At 55.9% G+C, this 19,643-nt stretch carries 11 protein-coding genes, 2 tRNA genes and 3 rRNA genes; 10 read left to right on the forward strand and 6 right to left on the reverse strand.

What is annotated here, in order from left to right:
* Positions 1 to 193: 193 nt before the first annotated feature.
* The 6 genes from LAO21_14975 to LAO21_15000 form a co-directional block, all read right to left on the reverse strand.
* Positions 194 to 1,555: a porin gene (locus tag LAO21_14975; protein ID MBZ5554021.1), complete on the reverse strand. Its 1,362-nt coding sequence runs from the start codon at positions 1,553 to 1,555 to the stop codon at positions 194 to 196.
* A gap of 583 nt (positions 1,556 to 2,138) precedes the next feature.
* Positions 2,139 to 2,636 carry a 2-amino-4-hydroxy-6-hydroxymethyldihydropteridine diphosphokinase gene (gene folK, locus LAO21_14980; protein ID MBZ5554022.1) on the reverse strand — a complete coding sequence of 166 codons (498 nt, stop codon included), beginning with the start codon at positions 2,634 to 2,636 and terminating at the stop codon, positions 2,139 to 2,141.
* A gap of 91 nt (positions 2,637 to 2,727) precedes the next feature.
* Positions 2,728 to 4,362 carry a hypothetical protein gene (locus LAO21_14985; protein ID MBZ5554023.1) on the reverse strand — a complete coding sequence of 545 codons (1,635 nt, stop codon included), beginning with the start codon at positions 4,360 to 4,362 and terminating at the stop codon, positions 2,728 to 2,730.
* 75 nt (positions 4,363 to 4,437) lie between these two features.
* Positions 4,438 to 5,454 (reverse strand): Holliday junction branch migration DNA helicase RuvB, encoded by a 1,017-nt coding sequence (gene ruvB, locus LAO21_14990; protein MBZ5554024.1) that lies wholly within the window; start codon positions 5,452 to 5,454, stop codon positions 4,438 to 4,440.
* A gap of 12 nt (positions 5,455 to 5,466) precedes the next feature.
* Positions 5,467 to 7,332: a carboxypeptidase-like regulatory domain-containing protein gene (locus LAO21_14995; GenBank protein MBZ5554025.1), complete on the reverse strand. Its 1,866-nt coding sequence runs from the start codon at positions 7,330 to 7,332 to the stop codon at positions 5,467 to 5,469.
* Between the two features lie 5 nt (positions 7,333 to 7,337).
* Positions 7,338 to 8,978, reverse strand: coding sequence for a GWxTD domain-containing protein (locus tag LAO21_15000; GenBank protein MBZ5554026.1), 1,641 nt, complete (start codon positions 8,976 to 8,978; stop codon positions 7,338 to 7,340).
* Between the two features lie 214 nt (positions 8,979 to 9,192).
* Here LAO21_15000 and rpiB point away from each other — a divergent pair, with 214 nt between their 5' ends.
* The 10 genes from rpiB (at position 9,193) to LAO21_15050 (ending at position 19,515) form a co-directional block, all read left to right on the forward strand.
* Positions 9,193 to 9,663: a ribose 5-phosphate isomerase B gene (gene rpiB / locus LAO21_15005; protein MBZ5554027.1), complete on the forward strand. Its 471-nt coding sequence runs from the start codon at positions 9,193 to 9,195 to the stop codon at positions 9,661 to 9,663.
* Between the two features lie 132 nt (positions 9,664 to 9,795).
* Positions 9,796 to 11,073: a serine hydroxymethyltransferase gene (locus LAO21_15010; GenBank protein MBZ5554028.1), complete on the forward strand. Its 1,278-nt coding sequence runs from the start codon at positions 9,796 to 9,798 to the stop codon at positions 11,071 to 11,073.
* A gap of 19 nt (positions 11,074 to 11,092) precedes the next feature.
* On the forward strand, positions 11,093 to 11,848 hold the full coding sequence (locus tag LAO21_15015; GenBank protein MBZ5554029.1) for a rhomboid family intramembrane serine protease: 756 nt from the start codon (positions 11,093 to 11,095) through the stop codon (positions 11,846 to 11,848).
* 366 nt (positions 11,849 to 12,214) lie between these two features.
* Positions 12,215 to 13,742, forward strand: a 16S ribosomal RNA gene (locus LAO21_15020).
* A 183-nt stretch (positions 13,743 to 13,925) separates the two neighbouring features.
* Positions 13,926 to 14,002: transfer RNA gene (locus LAO21_15025), tRNA-Ile, on the forward strand.
* A 96-nt stretch (positions 14,003 to 14,098) separates the two neighbouring features.
* Positions 14,099 to 14,174: transfer RNA gene (locus tag LAO21_15030), tRNA-Ala, on the forward strand.
* A gap of 163 nt (positions 14,175 to 14,337) precedes the next feature.
* A 23S ribosomal RNA gene (locus tag LAO21_15035) occupies positions 14,338 to 17,283 on the forward strand.
* A gap of 97 nt (positions 17,284 to 17,380) precedes the next feature.
* A 5S ribosomal RNA gene (rrf, locus tag LAO21_15040) occupies positions 17,381 to 17,497 on the forward strand.
* Together the 16S, 23S and 5S rRNA genes with 2 tRNA genes alongside form the textbook arrangement of a ribosomal RNA operon.
* Positions 17,498 to 18,084: 587 nt before the next feature.
* The gene (locus LAO21_15045) at positions 18,085 to 18,318 is read left to right on the forward strand and encodes a cold shock domain-containing protein (GenBank protein MBZ5554030.1); all 234 of its coding nucleotides are present in this window, start codon (positions 18,085 to 18,087) and stop codon (positions 18,316 to 18,318) included.
* A gap of 492 nt (positions 18,319 to 18,810) precedes the next feature.
* Complete coding sequence (locus tag LAO21_15050; GenBank protein ID MBZ5554031.1) at positions 18,811 to 19,515, forward strand: hypothetical protein; 705 nt, start codon at positions 18,811 to 18,813, stop codon at positions 19,513 to 19,515.
* Positions 19,516 to 19,643 lie beyond the last annotated feature (128 nt).

The following is a 19,643-nucleotide window of genomic DNA, read 5'->3' on the forward strand; positions in this document are numbered from 1 at the left end:
CTTATTTCACGCGGTCGCAAAAACGCACGTATCCGAGCGACAGTGCGAAGAATGCGATTGTGATGATTACGAAAATGAAGTCCTGCATGCTCGATCTCCCAAGAAGAATGTCGAAGGCAACCCGGTTCACCGAAATGCTATTGTGGGGAATTGCCACCTCCGGAGGCACCTGCCCCACCCTCTCTTGAGCCCGCTAGAATTTCACCAGAATAGCGATATTAAGCCGGTTCTCCGTCTTGCGGAGATCCGGCGCAAAGCCTGGCACCAAGGAGCCGGGCGCGCTCGTGTTGCCGCCGGGAGGTGTCACGCCACCCGGCCCCGAAAAGTAGGGGACATTGGCCGCACGATGGTTGTACTCCCAGCGGAAGGTGATGTACTGGCTGGGCATGTAATCAAACGTCGCGGAAGCGTCCCACGCTTTGTACGGGTCGCCGGGATTCTCCGTGAAATAGGGTGTGCCCGAGGCCGCGGTCGCCCCGTTAATCGGCGGCAGCAGAACCAGGTACCGACCCGGATTGTTGATGGCGCCACCCCCCACCGTCACGGCATAGAGATCGTGGTGGAACCAAACGCGGTTGTAAATCATAAAGCCGAGGAAGCTCTGCTTCGGCCCGCCCGGGCGATTTCCAAAGCAGCTTACACCGCCGCCGCTTTCACATCCGGCATCTACGGTCAAAGAAAACGCCGCCTTGTCGAGCATCTTCTCCGGCGTGTCGTAGTATTTGACTTGGATGCTGTCGTCCGTGTGGAAGCGTGTGCGGCCGGTTACACCCAAAGTGTCTCGGCCGAGGGCATACTGGTTGCCAAGAATCGACAACCAGCCATTCGGACGCCAAAGGATCTGCCCGCCCACCCCTGGACGCTTGTTGAATTTTCCGTACGATTGCCAACCGTTGACGATCCACGGCTCGATCTTCAGCTTGTCCGTGGGAAAAATTTGGACCCGAAGGCCATTGAAAAACCACGGCGTGTTCGAAGAGACATACGACGGTTGATAGGCCCAGTTGTCAAAGTTGTAGTAGCTGAAAAGGCCGACATACGACATGAAGATTCCGGCGTCGACATTGATTCCATGCAGGGCGTCAAAGTGGTAGCCGCCGTATGCTTCAGAAATGTAGCGGTAAGCGTCGGCCAGGTTCCACTGGCCGCGTGCCGGGCTGGCATCGTTGCGCGGTGTCGTTTGCGAATACATCCCGAACTGCGTCATCATCCGGGCCCGAACGTGGTCGTAATGGAAATCGCCTCCCACACCCAACTGCGTCATCTGGAATTCATTCGATCGAAAAACCTCGCTTGACCCACTGACCGTGTGGTCCTGGGGATGGTTGAAGTCGAAGATGTAGTCCACATCGGTGCGGATCTCCGGGGTAAAGAACTTCGTGTCCATCGCCGGTTCTTTGGTGCGTGGGTTGCCATTCAGCCAGGTGAAGTCCGCGAACGCAAAGGGCTCTGCCGGTTTCTTTTTGTCGGGTTCGGCGGGCGCAGAGGGGGCGGGCGTGGCCTCTCTCTCTGGTGGCACGAACGAGGCAGATTCCTGCTTGAGCTCACGGGTCAGTTTGGAAAGTGAGGCGGTTTGATCCGCAGGGTCGGACGCTCCGCCCGCTTTGGATTCGAGTGCGGCCAGTCGTTGTTCCAGCTTGCCGATTCGATCGAGCAGCTGTTTTTCCCGATCGGTTGGTGAACCTTGATTTTGAGTTTTTGGTTCCCCCGCCTTTGCCGGTTGACTTGATTCCTGCGCAGGGGTCCACATCGATCCCGCCAGGATAAGCACGGCACATTGCAGGCAGAAGCAGGCAGACTTTAGCAGCTTTCCCATCGTTGTCTCCTAAGGATTTTGTAAGAGGTCTTCGTTACGTGGTTTTTCGTCGAACCTGTCTTTGATAAGAGGGAGTGGCTTGACTGTGGTGCCTGTGTTGAATCTCACAAGAACTTGGGCCGATTGAAACGCGCATCTGACGAAATTCGATCCTTGACGCATCACAACGCGGGTACGTTATCAGGATGAGAATAAGGAAGTCATAAATGAGAAATAAAGAGTTCATAAGGAATGCGTAAAAAGATGATCAACAGGGAAAGCCCAGCCGGCGGGGTCAGGGTCCAACGCGGTGATCTAATGGCAATTTAAAATCCGAAAGATCTCAGAGAAGCTCTACGGTGGCAGGATCATTGACCCGTTCCGCAAGCAGGGTGCGAATGGATTTCTTCAGGAGGGGATGAATAAAGTCGGGGGCTAATTCAGCCATCGGCGTCAGAACAAATTTTCGTTCGGCGATGCACGGGTGAGGGATGACCAGATCAAAACGGTTGATGACCTCGCTTTCGTAAAACAGGAGGTCGACGTCGATCGTCCGCGGGCCCTTGTCGAAGGTCCGCTCCCGCCCGATTTTGTATTCGACGCTCAGACAGTGTGCCAGTAACTCAGCGGGGGAGAGTAAGGTTTCGATGGCGAGGACCTGGTTGAAAAACCAGTCCTGCTCAAGGTAATCCACCGGAGATGTTTTGTAGATGGAGGATTCCCGAATGATCTTGACCTTCGGGGTCCGAAGCCAGACCCGGGCCAGGCGAAGGTTCTCCCGCTTGTCTTCGACGTTGCTTCCGAGGCCGAGATAGGCCGTGTGAATTTCTGATGGCTCCACAATCACGATCCTTCTTCTTCAGGATTCTAGCATCTTTCGCGGGATCCCGACTCGCTTCGCCGGCAAAAAGGGTGGAGCTCCGCGCCGCCGGTTAAGGGCGCCGTGCGGAGGTGGAAATGAGAGGTCCTAAAGAACGAATGACGTCAATCATCACCCGGAGGCGAAGTTGACTATCGGAAATGGACTTCATGGCATCAACAGCTTCATGCGGGAACTGAGGAGCCACCTTGACCACGGCGTTCGAGGTGGCAGAATACATTGTAAAGAACAGGGGAGGCGAAGTCGAATTTCTGAGCAAGGGCGAATCGCCTTGTTCACTTTGGGCCAGGCTTTCGCTCAAGTATTTCCGAGCCTGGACGGGGTCGCCCATTTGGAAATAAGCCAGGGCAATCTGTGCAAGGGCCGAACCCTTTGCTTGAGGGTTATTCTCGAGTTGAAGGCGGGGCAGAATTTCTTCGAGCCGACGCGAATACTCAACCGGTTGGTTCTTGGAGAGGGTTTGAGCCTTGACCAAATCCCGGGTCAGGGCGAGAGAAAAGGCCGAGGGTGGCTGCATTGCCAGGGTCATCATCTGCTCGGGTGTGGTGGGCTGATTCGGGTCTTCGACGGTACGGTCCGGAGTCCCTTTTGGAGACGTCCCGGGAGGGCCCGCAGACGCCTGGCGCGGTGCGGGGGGGGTGGAGGCAGCAGATCCGGGTGTAAATGGACTGGGGGCATCCGCTGAGGTGCCCGCTCGGAAAGCGCGCCGTGTGGACGATTGCTTCAGATTCTCCTGATTCCTCTTATCCTGAAGCGTCTCCGTCCATTCCCTGGCCCGGGCCGGATTGGTCTTTTGCATGAGGGGGAGAAACTGACTCAGCATGAGGAGATGTGTTGGGCCGAAGACGCCTTCCTGGGAAGGCAAATACTGCGGATCCCCGGCTCTTTCTTTCTCCAGCTTCGCATCCACCTCATCAGCTTTCTTCAAGAGAACGTCCACTCCCATTTCGGCAAGAATCGGATTGGTACTGCCCACAACCCTTGTGAGCGAGGCGAAGGTGCTGATCAGGGCTTCATCGGCGGGAAGGAGATCGAATTTTCCGACCGCCTGGGTATAAAGCTGCTGCGTGCGTTCCGGCAAGTCTTTTTGGAAGAACTGGGCGATGGTGAGCGTCTGGTCGAAATCCACATCCTCTTGCACCAGCACAGGAGCGATTTTCTGAAAAAGGGTTTCCCGGTCATCAGCGGGGACCCTCCGCATTAGGTCCGCCAGGAGAATCAACTTCATCTGTTCTCCGGAACGGGCGGTCGCGGCCGTTGCGGGTTCGGGTTGGAGTGTCAAAGCATGGTCAACCGCGCGAGAGAGGTCGAGTTTAGCCTCATCCAGGATGATGTCCCGTTCCAGGGACTCCCGCAGAGTCCGTTTGTCAGGGGCAGACAACTGTTCGGCGGACCGGAAGGCCTGGTCATAAACCCACAAGGCGCGGCTCGAGTCCATCGAGACGATGACGGAGGCCAAATGCCTTAATCCGGCAGCACGAAGCTCGGGGCGGACTCCCTGGGCCGTGGCAAAAATGGCATTGATGAATACCTTCAAGTCCGCCTCAGAGAATTCCTGTCTCGGGGCTGCCGGCCTGCCCGCCCCCGGATGCGTCACGACTTGCCCCGAAGTTCCTCCCGGGAAAATGAGGAGGAGCGATGTGAGGGGGAAGGAGATGGGTGCGAACAATTTTTTCAGCAGTGACATGGTTTGACGGGAGCGGTGGCAAAGGACAGCGGAACGATCAGGCTCCCCCGTGTTGCCGGGCCGCTCTGTGTTCACTTAATGGAAGAGAGGCGTTTGCCCGCCGTGGGGAGCCATCCCGAAATAGCGATAGCCCAGCGGGGTGACCACCCGTCCCCGGGGGGTCCGATCCAGGAATCCAATCTGAATCAAAAAGGGCTCGTAAATCTCCTCGATCGCGTCCTCCTCCTCGCTCATGGCAGCGGCGATGGTGGAGATGCCGACCGGCCCTCCGTTAAACTTATGGATGATGGTTTGCAGCACGGTGCGATCCATCTCGTCCAACCCGCGTTCGTCCACATCCAGCATGCCCAGTCCATCGACCGCCAGAGAATGGGTGATGGCGCCGTTTCCTTTGACCTGCGCAAAATCGCGCACCCGGCGCAGGAGGCGGTTTGCGATTCTCGGAGTCCCACGGGAGCGGCGTGCTAGTTCCGCGATGGCCGAAGCCTCGATTTCGACGCCGAGGATGGAGGCGGAGCGGGTCACGATCTCGGCGATGCTGGACTCTTCGTAATAGTTGAGCCGGTGAATGATTCCGAAGCGGGAACGCAGGGGCGCCGAGAGCAGGCCGGCCCGGGTGGTGGCCCCAATCAGCGTGAATTTCGAGAGGGGCATCGTGATGGCGCGGGCGCTCGGCCCCTGCCCAATCATGATATCCAGCTTGTAATCCTCCATCGCCGGGTAAAGGATCTCTTCAATGGCCGGCTGCAAGCGGTGAATTTCATCGATGAAAAGCACATCGTGCGGTTGAAGATTGGTGAGCACGGCCGTCAGATCACCCTTGATCTGGATGAGCGGTCCGGAAGTCGACCGGAAACCCACACCCAGCTCATTGGCGATAATGCTCGCCAGAGTCGTCTTCCCGAGACCGGGTGGGCCGTAAAGCAGGACGTGATCCATCGATTCCTTCCGCGCCCTTGCGGCTTCAATGCCGATTGAAAGATTCTCGCGCACCTTGGGTTGTCCGATGAATTCCTTGAGGAAGCGAGGACGAAGGGGTAATTCAAAGTTAACGTCGTCGTCGAGGGGTTGGCCTGATATCAGACGGGGCATGCGTACAGCTTATCAGAATTTGAGGCTCAATCCACCTCGAATTACTCGGGCTTGCTGTGAGAGGAAGTCGATGGGGAGGGAGTTTCCGGGGCGGGAAGACCCTTCCGAGAACAAATTTCGAAAATCGGCCTGGGCCTCCAACTGACCGGGCAGCAGGGTGAAGTTGGGGAGCGGTTGCGTAATCACCACGTTGAGCCCGGCCTCTGAAGCAAAAAAATTGGACTGAAAGGGATCGATGAGGGTCAGCGGAAGACCCAGGATCTTGCGATAGAGTATGTTGACCTGGGTCTGAGCCCGAGGGAGCTGGAATCCCATGCCCCCCGTGACGATGTGATAATAGCGGTTTTTGAAGATCGGCGTCCCTTCGCCCCCGGGCTCAGTCATCGAGGCAGTCAAATCGGATTCTTCCAATCCTCCGGCATAGTTGTAACCGAGAGAGAAGGAGAGCTTCGACGTGGGGTGAGAGAGCAACGCCACACCGTAGCCGCGCTGGGTGGATCCTCCCACATCGATGGAATCAAAATTGGAAAGCAGGAGGGTCCGGTCCCTGAACTGGTCCTGGAAGAAGCTCACCACCACCCGGGTCCGTTCAGTGATCTTCCGGTCAAAACTCATCTCAACATGGTTCACCGATTCGGCCCGCGTGGAGTTGGGGGAAAGGGTCATCCGGGCGATCGAGGGCAAGCTGATGGATTCGCCCTCCGGCATATTAAATGTCTTGGCGCGTTCCAGGGTGGTGTTCATCGCCAGGGCGCGCACGGTGAGCGTGGGAGAGAGGTCGGCCGTGATCCCGACGCGGGGGCGCACCATGTTTCGCGTTCGGACCGATTCGAGGTGGTCGAAGGTCAACCCCCCCATCATCTCGATGTGATCGCCTAATTTGAACCGATCCTGCAAGTCCAGGGAGACCAGGAGATTCTGGTTCTGGGAAAGGGTGCCGTTGGCGTCAGAGATCGAAGCCAGCACCTGCGACAGTTCGGAACTCGTCATGAGGGGCAATCCGAACTGCCGCAATCCGAGTGTGACCGTGGCCGTGTGGGTGTCATCGAGCTTAAAGTTGAGAGCACTGCTCACGCTGGCCTGATTTGAACCCAAAAACCCGACTCCCCCGGCGACCAGCAGCTGAGTGGTGGGAGAGAGGGTATGAATAAAGGCAAACGTGGAATTGAAGGAATTGGCGTCGAGGCTCGCATTTGAAACCTCGCTCGCCGAAGAGATTTCCAGCACGCCGCGAAACGGGAGAGAGGAGCCGTTCGGGGAGTTCTCAGCCACGGCTTCCAAATCCGGATTGTCCCTGAACCGCAGGATGGGGCGGGTACTTCGCGATGTTCTTAAAACCCACTTCGCATCTTCGAGCCGGTCGTCCCCCTCCGCAGTAATTCGCGGCGGTTTAAACGCCAGGGTGAGAATGTCGGAAAGGTGAATGACCAGTGAGTCATTTCTGCCCGGAGTGACGACCAGCGCTTTGGAGACTTCACTCCACGGAGCAACGGTGAAAACCTGAAGGATGTAACTGCCCGGAAAGAGCGCTGTGAATTGAAACTGACCTTTCAGGTCGCTCAGGGTCTTTCGCTCAATGGGCAGCGTCGAGCCGGTGCTGTAGAGAGCCACGGCGACCCCGACGGCGGGTTGACCGGTGGGCTCCTTCACCACGCCGCTCAGGGATCCCAATTCCAGCGCCTGGGCACACGTCGTGCTCAGAAAAAACAAGAGACAACCAATGAGGGCTCGATGTTTCATGAGGTGGTCATCCGGATCAATTTGGAGCCAACCCTGTCGCAGCGCCTGCCCGGGGAAACGCCCCCCCGGGAACACCTCGCGCGCCTGCCCTTCCGCTTCGGGGCTTCCGGTCACGCCGCGGGAATTTCTTAAATTCACAGATCCTAGTTCTTGACCTCAAACGTCGCCGTCGGGACGATGGTCTGCTTGCTGATATTATCACTTACTTTGATTTGAACGTTATACTTTCCCGGCGGCAGGGTGTCCAAGCGCATCAGCTTTTCAATGGTCATTTGAGACGATGCGCCTTCGACCTTCTCGGGAGTTTCCACATAATTCAAAACCTGCGATTTGTCCTTGTCGTTGGTGATGGTGTACTCCACTTGAACCGAAGGCCGGTTGGTCTGTTCATCCACCGCCAGATTATACACCTGCAAGTAAATCCCGAGGTTCTGCTGACGGTCGAAAGTCACATTCACACTGGGCCGCACCTTCATGGAGCCGATCACAAACTGCTGGTCCGAGCCCACTAACTTCGAGGGTATTTTCTCAATTTTGTCGGCCAAAATCAAAGTGCTGGATTCCAGCTTCTCGTCGTTGAATGAAGGAATCCTCAAGCGCGTCGTATAGCTCCCCAGATTGCCGCTGTTGACGTCTTTGAGCACGAGGTCGATCTTGTAAAGGCCCGGTCTCATCGGGAATGATTTCTGAAAGACGGACACGCCTGCAAGTTCCCGCTGGAAATCACTGTCCGGGATGCGCCGGTCGATGACCTGTTCGAAGGTCTGCGCCACGCGGCCATTCACGCCGGTAATGCGGCCAAAGACGTTGACCACGGCCTGATGGATCCCCTCCCTCTCCACGTAGGTGAGGTTCTTATTGTCAATTTGGAGCGTGATCGGCGTCAGAACGGTTTCATTGGTGATCTTGATGAAATCGCTGCGCATTTCGAAGGGCAGGAGGTTATACGAAAGCTTGGTGGTCACGACCGCTTCGAGATCTTTGAATTTCACCGCCGGCGGACGGTTAATCTTGGACAGCAGTTCCAGGCGTTCGAATTCGTTTTGCCCCATCGTCTGTCCGCCAATGGATTTGCCCATGTGCGTGCCGTCCGTGTTGTTGAAGCGGTCCACCTTGCTGGCCAGACCCATTTGCTCCATCATCGTCAGGCCGGCATTGGGGACGTACAACAAAGCATCCTTCTCACTGGGGTCAATGGTCAGGTGGTATTCGCCACTCATCGTGGGGTCGACAAACTCCAGCAGGACCTCATTGCCGATCCCTTCGATATAGCGGTAGCGCCAGATTTCAAAAGGATACGTGGAAGTGGATCCTCCCCCTTCTTCGGAGGGGCGCTCATAGGAGCCGCCGCTGGGATGGGACTCTATCTCATCTGCGGGTCCGTACATGACATAGATGCGGCCACGGTCCGTTTTCCATCCCGGGATTCCCGAGCCATAGTGTTCGTTGGCGTAGGCGATCCGGCGATAGTGCTCTTCTTTAAACTCATTTTCCTGAGTGTCCGGAGTGGGATCCCGGCGCAGCCAGAACTGCTCGATAAACTGGTCCCGTTCCTCGTCCGTGCTCAGGTTCTTAAAGGCTTTTCGCTCTTCATCCGTGATGATGTAGGTGACGTCTTTCTGGAGCCAGTCCTTGTAAAACTTCCCTTCCTTTTCAGCCTTGAGTGATTTTTCCCGTTCCTTTTGTTCCTTGGACTTCTTGTCTGCCAAAGATGCAGATCCCGTCAGCAGGAGTGCTATCACACATCCCACCACGGCCAAAAAAATCAGCTTTGATGCTTTCATAGGGAACTCTCCCTCGCGGACTACGATTGACAGGATGTATTGTATTTTCCGGGCTGGTTTGAGTCAAGCCCTTTCGCCCTTAAGTTAGGATGCAAGTCCACCCCAATGTGTTGTGTCAGAGATGTTTGGGGGCAAGGGAAGGGCGATTGTCGACGGTGGTGCGGTCTTTATTTTGATTGCAAATCCCCTGTCCGTGGGCTACCATTTTTTGACCATGAAAGTTGCAATCGGCAGCGATCACGCCGGTTTTGAGCTCAAACAGAAGGTTTTGGCGTGGTTGCGTGAAAAGGCATGCGAAGTTCAGGACGTCGGGACTCATTCCGAGGCGCGTTGTGATTATCCGGATTTCGCGAAAGTCGTGGCTGAAAAGGTGTCGAGAGGAGAGGTCGAGCGGGGAATTCTGGTGTGCGGGTCTGGAATCGGCATGTCCATCGCCGCCAATAAGGTGGCGGGGGTCCGGGCGGCCGAGTGCGTGGATCCTTACATGGCGGAGGTGAGCCGGTCGCACAATGACGCTAATGTGTTGTGTTTGGGCGGTCGGGTCGTGGGCGAGGATGTGGCCCGGAAGATGGTGGAGATCTGGTTGAGCACTCCGTTCGAGGGGGGAAGACACGCCCAGCGGGTTGAGAAGATCAGGGAAATCGAGCGACAGAATCTCAAGGGTCCCCCGGCGCGAGATGACTAGTACGCTCCGCCGGCCGGCACCCTGTCGGGCGGCGACCTTGATACGCTTTATGTTTCCATGTTTTTCTCCGGCGGGCTGCGGAGAAGATAAAAAAGAAATGGATGAATGCCTATGAGCGGGAATGAAAATTGGATGAACCAGGCAGTCGGAGAGACGGACCCGGAGATTGCCGAAGCGCTGCTGGCAGAGACGCGCCGTCAAGCCGAAGGACTTGAACTGATCGCCTCTGAGAATTTTGTAAGTGAGGCTGTGCTGGCGGCGCTGGGTTCCGTGTTGACCAACAAGTATGCCGAGGGGTATCCGGGGAAACGATATTACGGGGGTTGCGAGTTTGTCGACGTGGCGGAGTCTCTGGCGATCAAGCGCGCCCGGCAGCTGTTTGGCTGCGACCACGCCAATGTCCAACCGCATTCCGGGGCCCAGGCCAATATGTCCGTCTATCTGACGGTCCTGAAACCCGGCGACACCATGCTCGGCATGAATTTGGCGCATGGCGGTCACCTCACGCACGGTCACCCTTTGAATTTCTCCGGAAAGATGTACAACATCGTCCCCTATGGGGTTCGCCGGGACACTGAAACCATCGATTATGACGAACTCGAGCGGCTCGCGATGGAACACCATCCCCGTTTGATTGTGGCGGGAGCCAGCGCGTATCCGCGCATCATTGATTTTCCGCGGTTGAGCGAGATCGCCAGGGCCTGCGGCGCCCTGTTGATGGTGGATATCGCCCACATTGCCGGGATGGTTGCCACCGGCTTGCATCCGTCCCCGGTGCCGTACGCCGACTTCGTGACCACAACCACCCACAAGACCTTGCGCGGCCCCCGGGGCGGCATGGTGATGTGCAAAGAGGCTTTTGCCAAGGATCTCGATCGTGTGGTGTTTCCGGGGGTCCAAGGGGGCCCGCTGATGCATGTCATCGCGGCCAAAGCGGTGGCATTTTTTGAAGCCTTGCAGCCGGAATTTCGTGTCTATATTCAACAGGTGCTGGAGAATGCCCGGACCCTGGCAGAGGTCCTCGCTCATAACGGCTTCCGGATTGTCTCCAATGGAACGGACACCCATTTGATGCTGGTGGATGTGACCAAGAAGAACCTCACGGGGAAGCAGGCGGAAAAGGCCCTTGAGGCAGCCCGGATCACTGTGAACAAGAACGCCATTCCGTTTGATACGAACCCTCCCATGACCGCCAGTGGGATTCGGATTGGGACTCCGGCAGTCACCACGCGGGGCATGAAGCAGGAGGAAATGAAACGCATCGGCGCGCTGATCACCGCGGTCCTTCTCGAACCGGAGAGTGAAGTGACACGCCAGAAGGTCCGTCAGGATGTCGAATTGCTGGCATCCCGGTTCCCGATTTACGGCCCACGAATAGAGAGATATCTGCGTGAGCATCAGACCGCTTGATGCTGATCGCTGATTTTCCATGAACTCTTCCCGATATCAAACCCGGACCCTCTCGTTCGGAGGCCCGATGAGTCGCGGGGTCAAATGGCTGATCCTCGCGAATGTCGCGGCGTTCGCACTGCGGTTTCTTGTGCAGAACGTGGCGGATGTTCCCTTTGACATGTGGTTTGGTCTGGTTCCGGCGCTGATCACGGCGCGATTCTATGGGTGGCAATTTGTGACCTACCTGTTTGTCCATGCAGGCCCGTTTCACATTCTCTTCAATATGCTGGTCCTGTGGATGTTTGGCTGCGACCTGGAGCGGCTCTGGGGACTGAAGAAATTTCTGCAATATTATTTTCTGTCAGGTGTGGGGGCGGGCCTCTGCAGCTACCTTGTGGGACCGTCCTCCGTGATTCCGACGGTGGGCGCTTCGGGCGCGATCTACGGACTGCTGTTGGCTTATGGCATCTTGTTTGCCGACCGGATCATCTATCTTTATTTCTTGTTTCCCATCAAGGCCAAGTATTTCGTCCTGATTATGGGCGCGCTGGAGTTTTACGCGGCGATCGCCACGTCGGGGTCCGGCGTCTCCCACACCGCCCATCTGGGGGGAATGATATTTGGATATCTCTACCTTCGCCGCGGCCGGTGGTCGCTCGGATGGGGCGAGATGTGGGCCCGCTGGAAGCTCGAACGCGCCCGGCGAAAGTTCACCATCTATCTGAGTGAGGTCGAAAAAGAGAAGAAGGCGGACCCGCGCAATCACGAGGACAAGAAGACGATGATCCAGTGAGGCCGGCCGCGGGGGCGGGGAACGAATGGACAATTCCCGGGCGTCCGCGCGGAACCGGCAACGCTCGGAAGGACGGGGCGAGGCCGCAGCGCGGGGGTTTCAGCGGTTTTATGGCGCAATCCGAATTCGGCAATCCGAAATGGGAAGGCCCCCCAAGGGCTTGAGAATGGGTGCTCCGCCGAGTCAAACGGAGAGGGCCACATTGTGCGGTTAATGAGGCATCCGAGTTTTTATGAATTACCACTTGACTGAATCGTTTTCTTTCTTTATATTTCTAAAGCTTTGAGGTCATGTTCTTTGACAATAGATTGAGAGTGCCTGAATTCTGGAGAATTTCAGGTTTGAGACGTACGAACCGATCAAGCTATATATGAGAGTTTGATCCTGGCTCAGAATCAACGCTGGCGGCGTGCCTAACACATGCAAGTCGAACGCGAAAGCCCGCAAGGGTAAGTAGAGTGGCGCACGGGTGAGTAACACGTGGGTAACCTACCTTCAAGTGGGGGATAACCTGTCGAAAGGCGGGCTAATACCGCATAACAAACCCTGACTTCGGTTGGGGTTTTGAAAGGTCGCAAGATCGCTTAAAGAGGGGCCCGCGGCTGATTAGCTAGTTGGCAGGGTAATGGCCTACCAAGGCGATGATCAGTAGCCGTCCTGAGAGGGAGCACGGCCACACTGGAACTGAAACACGGTCCAGACTCCTACGGGAGGCAGCAGTGGGGAATTTTTCGCAATGGGCGCAAGCCTGACGAAGCAACGCCGCGTGGATGATGAAGTTCCTTGGAACGTAAAGTCCTTTCGACGGGGAAGAACGCCCGCAAGGGTCTGACGGTACCCGAAGAAGAAGCCCCGGCTAACTCCGTGCCAGCAGCCGCGGTAATACGGGGGGGGCAAGCGTTGTTCGGAATTATTGGGCGTAAAGGGCGCGTAGGCGGTTCGGCAAGTCCAATGTGAAACCCTGCGGCTTAACTGCAGATCTGCATCGGATACTGCCGGGCTCGAGTGTGGGATGGGAGCGTGGAATTCCCGGTGTAGCGGTGAAATGCGTAGATATCGGGAGGAACACCAGTGGCGAAGGCGGCGCTCTGGACCACAACTGACGCTGAGGCGCGAAAGCTAGGGGAGCAAACAGGATTAGATACCCTGGTAGTCCTAGCCGTAAACGATGGTCACTGGGTGTAGGTCCTTTACTGGGCCTGTGCCGAAGTTAACGCATTAAGTGACCCGCCTGGGGAGTACGGTCGCAAGTCTGAAACTCAAAGGAATTGACGGGGGCCCGCACAAGCGGTGGAGCATGTGGTTCAATTCGACGCAACGCGAAGAACCTTACCTGGGCTCGAAATGCAGGGGAAGTCAGCAGAGATGTTGACGTCTGGCAACAGACTCTTGCATAGGTGCTGCATGGCTGTCGTCAGCTCGTGTCGTGAGATGTTGGGTTAAGTCCCGCAACGAGCGCAACCCTTGTCCTTTGTTGCTCGCCCGAAAGGGAAGCACCCTAAGGAGACTGCCGATGACAAATCGGAGGAAGGTGGGGATGACGTCAAGTCCTCATGGCCTTTATGTCCAGGGCTACACACGTGCTACAATGGTCGGTACAAACCGTCGCAAACCCGCGAGGGGGAGCTAATCGGAAAAAACCGACCTCAGTTCGGATTGCAGGCTGCAACTCGCCTGCATGAAGCTGGAATCGCTAGTAATCGCGGATCAGAACGCTGCGGTGAATACGTTCCCGGGCCTTGTACACACCGCCCGTCACATCACGAAAGCCGGCTGTACTAGAAGTCGTTGAGCTAACTCGCAAGAGAAGCAAACGCCCAAGGTATGGCTGGTGATTGGGGTGAAGTCGTAACAAGGTAGCTGTAGGAGAACCTGTGGCTGGATCACCTCCTTTCTAAGAGAAATCGATTGGGCGCTATGGCGCTCGGTCACTCAGCCTGAGTTTTTCAGAGTTCGGCACCTCAATCTACCTCAAAGCTCTTCCGAGAAGCTGAAGGCGTAAAGCCGGGAAGGCGGCCGTCCAGCGGCCGGTCGTCGGGGTTCCTGCTGAGCGCTTTATGCTATAGGCTAAAGGGATGGGCCTATAGCTCAGTTGGCTAGAGCGCACCCCTGATAAGGGTGAGGTCGGTAGTTCAACTCTACCTAGGCCCACCAGATTTCGGATTGCCGATTGCGGATTTTGGATTGGAACAGCCTTGAGGGGCGAGGGTTCATTCCGAAATCATCAATCCGCAATCCGAAATGATGTGTGGGGCTGTAGCTCAGCTGGGAGAGCGCGTGATTTGCATTCACGAGGTCGTGGGTTCGATCCCCATCAGCTCCACCAGATTTCGGAATGCGGAATTTTCGATTGCGGATTGCGGATTTTTGATTTCGGCATGAGGGAAGGGGAAGGGGTTTTCCATCCTCCGAAATCGCAAATCCGAAGTCCGAAATCGGGTGTTGGGTCTTTGACAATTGAATATTGATGGGTAGTTGATGTTAAGAATTTTCAAGCTACTAAGGGCAAACAGTGGATGCCTTGGCGATAGGTGTCGATGAAGGACGCGGCAAGCTGCGATAAGCTGCGGGGAGCTGCAAACAAGCTTTGATCCGCAGATTTCCGAATGGGGGAACCCCCTCCGGTAAAACCGGGGGACTCCCCGCTGAATTCATAGGCGGGGTAGAGGCAACCCAGGGAAGTGAACCATCTCAGTACCTGGAGGAAAAGAAAACAATCGCGATTTCCGGAGTAGTGGCGAGCGAAATGGAAACAGCCCAAACCGTTCGTAGCGATACGGGCGGGGTTGTAGGACCGCATTTAGCACCGCGAAGGTTAGTTGAACGACTTGGAAAAGTCGGCCAAAGAGGGTGATAGCCCCGTAAGCGAAAACCGGAGTGGGCGAGCGGTATCCTGAGTACCACGGGACACGTGGAACCCTGTGGGAATCCGCCAGGACCATCTGGCAAGGCTAAATACAACCTATCGACCGATAGTGAACCAGTACCGTGAGGGAAAGGTGAAAAGAACCCCTGCGAGGGGAGTGAAAAAGTACCTGAAACTGTTTGCTTACAAGCAGTGGGAGGGCGTCTCGAGGACCTCTTCGGAGTTTCTCGGGGCCTGACCGCGTGCCTTTTGCATAATGAGTCGGCTAGTTATTCTCAGCAGCAAGGTTAATCCGTTCCGGAGGAGCCGCAGCGAAAGCAAGTCTGAATAGGGCGATTAGTTGCTGGGTATAGACGCGAAGCGGGATGATCTATCCTTGGCCAGGGTGAAAGTAGGGTAACACCTACTGGAGGCCCGAACCAGTGTTGGTTGAAAACAGCTTGGATGAGCTGAGGATAGGGGTGAAAGGCTAATCAAATTCCGTGATTGCCCGTTCTCCTCGAAATAGCTTTAGGGCTAGCCTCATGTGAATCGTTGTGGTGGTAGAGACCTGAATGGACTAAGGGAGTTACCGCTCTACTGAATCCAATCAAACTTCGAATGCCACAAACGAATGCATGGGAGTCAGACAGTGGGGGCTAAGCTTCATTGTCGAGAGGGAAAGAGCCCAGACTACCAGCTAAGGTCCCAAAATCGTTGCTAAGTGGGAAAGGAAGTGGAGGCGCCGAGACAGCCAGGAGGTTGGCTTAGAAGCAGCCATCCTTTAAAGAAAGCGTAATAGCTCACTGGTCAAGCGGCTCTGTGCCGACAATTCAACGGGGCTCAAGCAACGTACCGAAGCTGTAGATTGTCCGCCCTCGGGCGGGCACTGGTAGAGGAGCATTCCCAATAGTTTGAAGCCGGAGCGCAAGCACCGGTCGACGGTTGGGAAGAGACCCTGCCGACATAAGTAGCGATAACGGGGGTGGGAACCCCCCGCGCCGTAAGTCTAAGGTTTCCTGAGAAAGGTTAATCCGCTCAGGGTTAGTCGATCCCTAAGCTGAGGTCGAAAGGCGTAAGCGATGGGAGAGCCGTTAATATTCGGCTACTACCTTGTTGACGTTATCACGATGGGGTAACGCAGAGTGCAAGATGGGTCAGCGATTGGTCGTGCTGATGAACATGGATCCATGGCGGCAGGAAAATCCACCGCAATCACATGGTGAAGTGCGACGACGCCGTAAGGCTCCAAAGTCATTAAGTGCCCTGCCAAGAAAAACCTCTAAGGAGTTGATAAGGTACTCGTACCGCAAACCGACACAGGTAGACGGTCACTAATGTGATCAGGCGCTTGAGAGAACACTCGTTCAGGAACTCGGCAAATTAGCTCCGTAACTTCGGAAGAAGGAGTGCCTCGAGCAATCGGGGCCGCAGTGAATAGTGCCAGGCGACTGTTTAACAAAAACACAGGTCTCTGCAAAGTCGAAAACGACGTATAGGGGCTGACGCCTGCCCGGTGCTGGAAGGTTAAAGGGAGAGGTCAACCTGCGCAAGCGGGTGAAGCTTTGAACTGAAGCCCCAGTGAACGGCGGCCGTAACTATAACGGTCCTAAGGTAGCGAAATTCCTTGTCGGGTAAGTTCCGACCTGCACGAATGGCGTAACGATCTGGCAACTGTCTTAACGAGTGGCTCAGCGAACTTGTAGCACCGGTGAAGATGCCGGTTTCCCGCATCTAGACGGAAAGACCCCGTGCACCTTTACTATACCTTGGCAATGGACTATGGTGCGGTCTGCGCAGAATAGGTGGGAGGCTTTGAGACTGGGTTCTCGGACTCAGTGGAGCCGTCGTTGAGATACCACCCTGATTGTTCTGTGGTTCTAACCTACTCCACTCGACGTGGAGAGGGACACTGCCAGGCGGGTAGTTTGACTGGGGCGGTCGCCTCCTAAACGGTAACGGAGGCGCTCAAAGGTTAGCTCAGGGTGTTTGGAAATCACCCCTCGAGTGTAAGGGCATATGCTAGCCTGACTGCGAGACCTACAAGTCGAGCAGAGACGAAAGTCGGACCTAGTGATCCGGTGGTCCCGTATGGAAGGGCCATCGCTCAACGGATAAAAGGTACGCCGGGGATAACAGGCTGATCTTGGCCAAGAGTTCATATCGACGCCAAGGTTTGGCACCTCGATGTCGGCTCATCGCATCCTGGAGCTGTAGAAGGTTCCAAGGGTTAGGCTGTTCGCCTATTAAAGCGGTACGTGAGCTGGGTTCAGAACGTCGCGAGACAGTTCGGTCCCTATCTGATGTGGGCGTAGGAGATTTGAGGGGATCTGTCCTTAGTACGAGAGGACCGGGATGGACGAACCTCTTGTGTTCCAGCTGTCACGCCCGTGGCATGGCTGGGTAGCGAAGTTCGGCCGTGATAAACGCTGAATGCATATAAGCGTGAAGCACCCCCCGAGATCAGATCTCCCAATCCACCTCGGTGGATATGAAGGTCACCAAGAGACGATTGGTTTGATAGGTTGGATGTGTAAGTCCAGTGATGGACTTAGCTGACCAATACTAATTGACCGTTCGGCTTGAATCTTATATTAATTACCCATCAATATTGAGTTGTCAGAACCACCCGGTTCGACGGAACGCTTTCAACTCCGGCGAACCCCCGGTCCACGACTCATCCGCTTCCTGGCGGCCATAGCGTGGGGGTACCACCCGATCCCATCCCGAACTCGGTAGTTAAGACCCACAGCGCCGATAATACTTCACGGGAAACCGTGCGGGAAGGTAGGACGCTGCCAGGAATAAATCTAGAATGGCCCCGCTTGAGTGTTTCAGGCGGGGCCATTTTGCTTGGGGAGCGAAGAAGGTTCTATCGGCTCAGCTTCAGGATCCCCGCGACCTGAAGGCCGGATTTCACTTCCTCCGGGCTTTGCGATCTATTCCCGAAGCGCAGAAAAGCCCCGGCACCCGGTGGAGATTCTCATTCCACGAGTCACCTTCAGTAAACCGCGTTTGCCGTGGGAAATGCATATCGGCTGCCTCCGGTGAACTTGGACTTAAAACCCGCCGGGCACGTAAGGTTTGGCAAAAAGAGACGCTTATCGTATTTTTTAGTTGACAGCAAAATTTGGTTCAAGTATTTTTTTTAGTGCAGTTGTTTTGTGTTTTTGTTGGCTCAGGACTGATTCAATATGAAACAGAGGCCGCTGAATTGGCACAACTAAACTCAGCGGCCTTTTTCATTTTGGGTCAGGGGATCAGTCGGGTAGACCAGGGTCGCTCAGCCTCGCGGGCAAACAAGGCAGCACAAAACGTGATTGCAAAGAGCTTCGATCTTGCTAGTCGGGGTTCTTCAAAAACCTAGCAGCAACGAAGGAGCAATCTCTCAATGGCAAAAGAAACTGGTAAGGTGAAGTGGTTCAATAACAGCAAGGGGTACGGATTCATCGAGCGTGAGTCGGGTAGCGATGTCTTTGTGCATCACACGGCGATCCTCGCTGAAGGCTACCGCACCCTGGCTGAAGGCGAACTGGTGAGGTTTGAAGTAACCGAGGGCCCGAAAGGTCTCCAGGCCGATAAGGTCGAAAGACTGGGCGCTCAGACTCCACCTCCTCAACAGTAAATCGTCACCACAATCTAAACGATATTTTACCCGAGGGATTTCGCCCTCGGGTTTTTTTGTGTGCGCCCGGCAGGGCGCACTCACTTGGAAGTGAAAGTCTTCTACGAGCCTGACAGGAGGAATCGTTAGCTGGACGGCAAGGGTGTCCACCGTGAGGTGGAATCGGAAGGAAGCCGCAGGCAAAACGCTGGCCCGACGTACAGGAATCGCATAAAAGGCGGCCCGGTGGGAGGAGAAGGCACATATCTTCAAAGTCCTAACCCTGTCCGGAACACCGGGTCGTAGATGCGGCGGGCATAAGCGGGAAGGTGAGTGCGCATTACCCGGGGAGATCTGTGATTCTGCTCCAAGGCTACTTCCGTCGCGAGGCGGGGGGAAGGAGTCACAGAAGTCAGCCGAGGGCACAGTAGGTCGCTCGACCCGACCGAAGGCCCAAACAGAAAGAACGGGAAGGAGCCTTCCGTTTCGAGGACGGCAGGAGACGCAGAGAGTATGACTGAGATGTCCGAATCCCACCGCGAGGGTAGCCGACGGAATCGGCGAGAGGACCGAGTGGGTGCGTCAAACGTCACGGCAAGGGGAGGAGACTCCAGCCCGGAGCACGAGGGGTGGATGGAAGCAGTGGTCGAACGGGAAAACATGAAACGCGCCTACCAGAGGGTGGTGAGCAACCGAGGCGCTGCGGGCGTCGATGAGATGACCGTGGAGCAGCTGAAGCCCTACCTGAAGGGACACTGGGCGCGGATCAGAGAGGAACTGTTGGGAGGACGATACCTCCCCCAACCCGTCCGGGGCGTGGAGATCGAAAAGCCGGGCGGGGGGATGCGGCAGTTGGGCATTCCGACGGTGGTGGATCGACTGATCCAACAGGCGTTGCATCAGGTGCTGAGTCCGCAGTTTGATCCGGACTTTTCCGAGTGGAGCTACGGTTTCCGGCCCGGCCGAAGCGCCCAACAAGCGGTGCTCGAAGCCCGCCGATGGGTGGCGGAAGGCCGACGCTGGGTCGTGGACCTGGACTTGGAGAAGTTTTTCGACCGGGTCAATCACGACATTTTGATGTCGCGGTTGGCCCGCCGGATTAAGGACAAGCGCGTCTTGCGACTGGTTCGTCGATACCTGCAAGCGGGGATGATGCTCGGTGGGATAGTGATGGCGCGGTCAGAGGGGACCCCCCAAGGCGGTCCGCTTACCCCCTGAACGCAAAAGATAACTTCGAGTTTTCCCGGAAAGTGAAGTTCACGAGAAGAAAACAAAACGCTTGACTTGTGTCACAATAAGTTGTATATATATGTCACATGTCCAGAGCAAGCGATATGCAAAAAGCA

The organism is Terriglobia bacterium (genome assembly GCA_020073085.1).
GTDB lineage: Bacteria > Acidobacteriota > Terriglobia > JAIQFV01 > JAIQFV01 > JAIQFV01.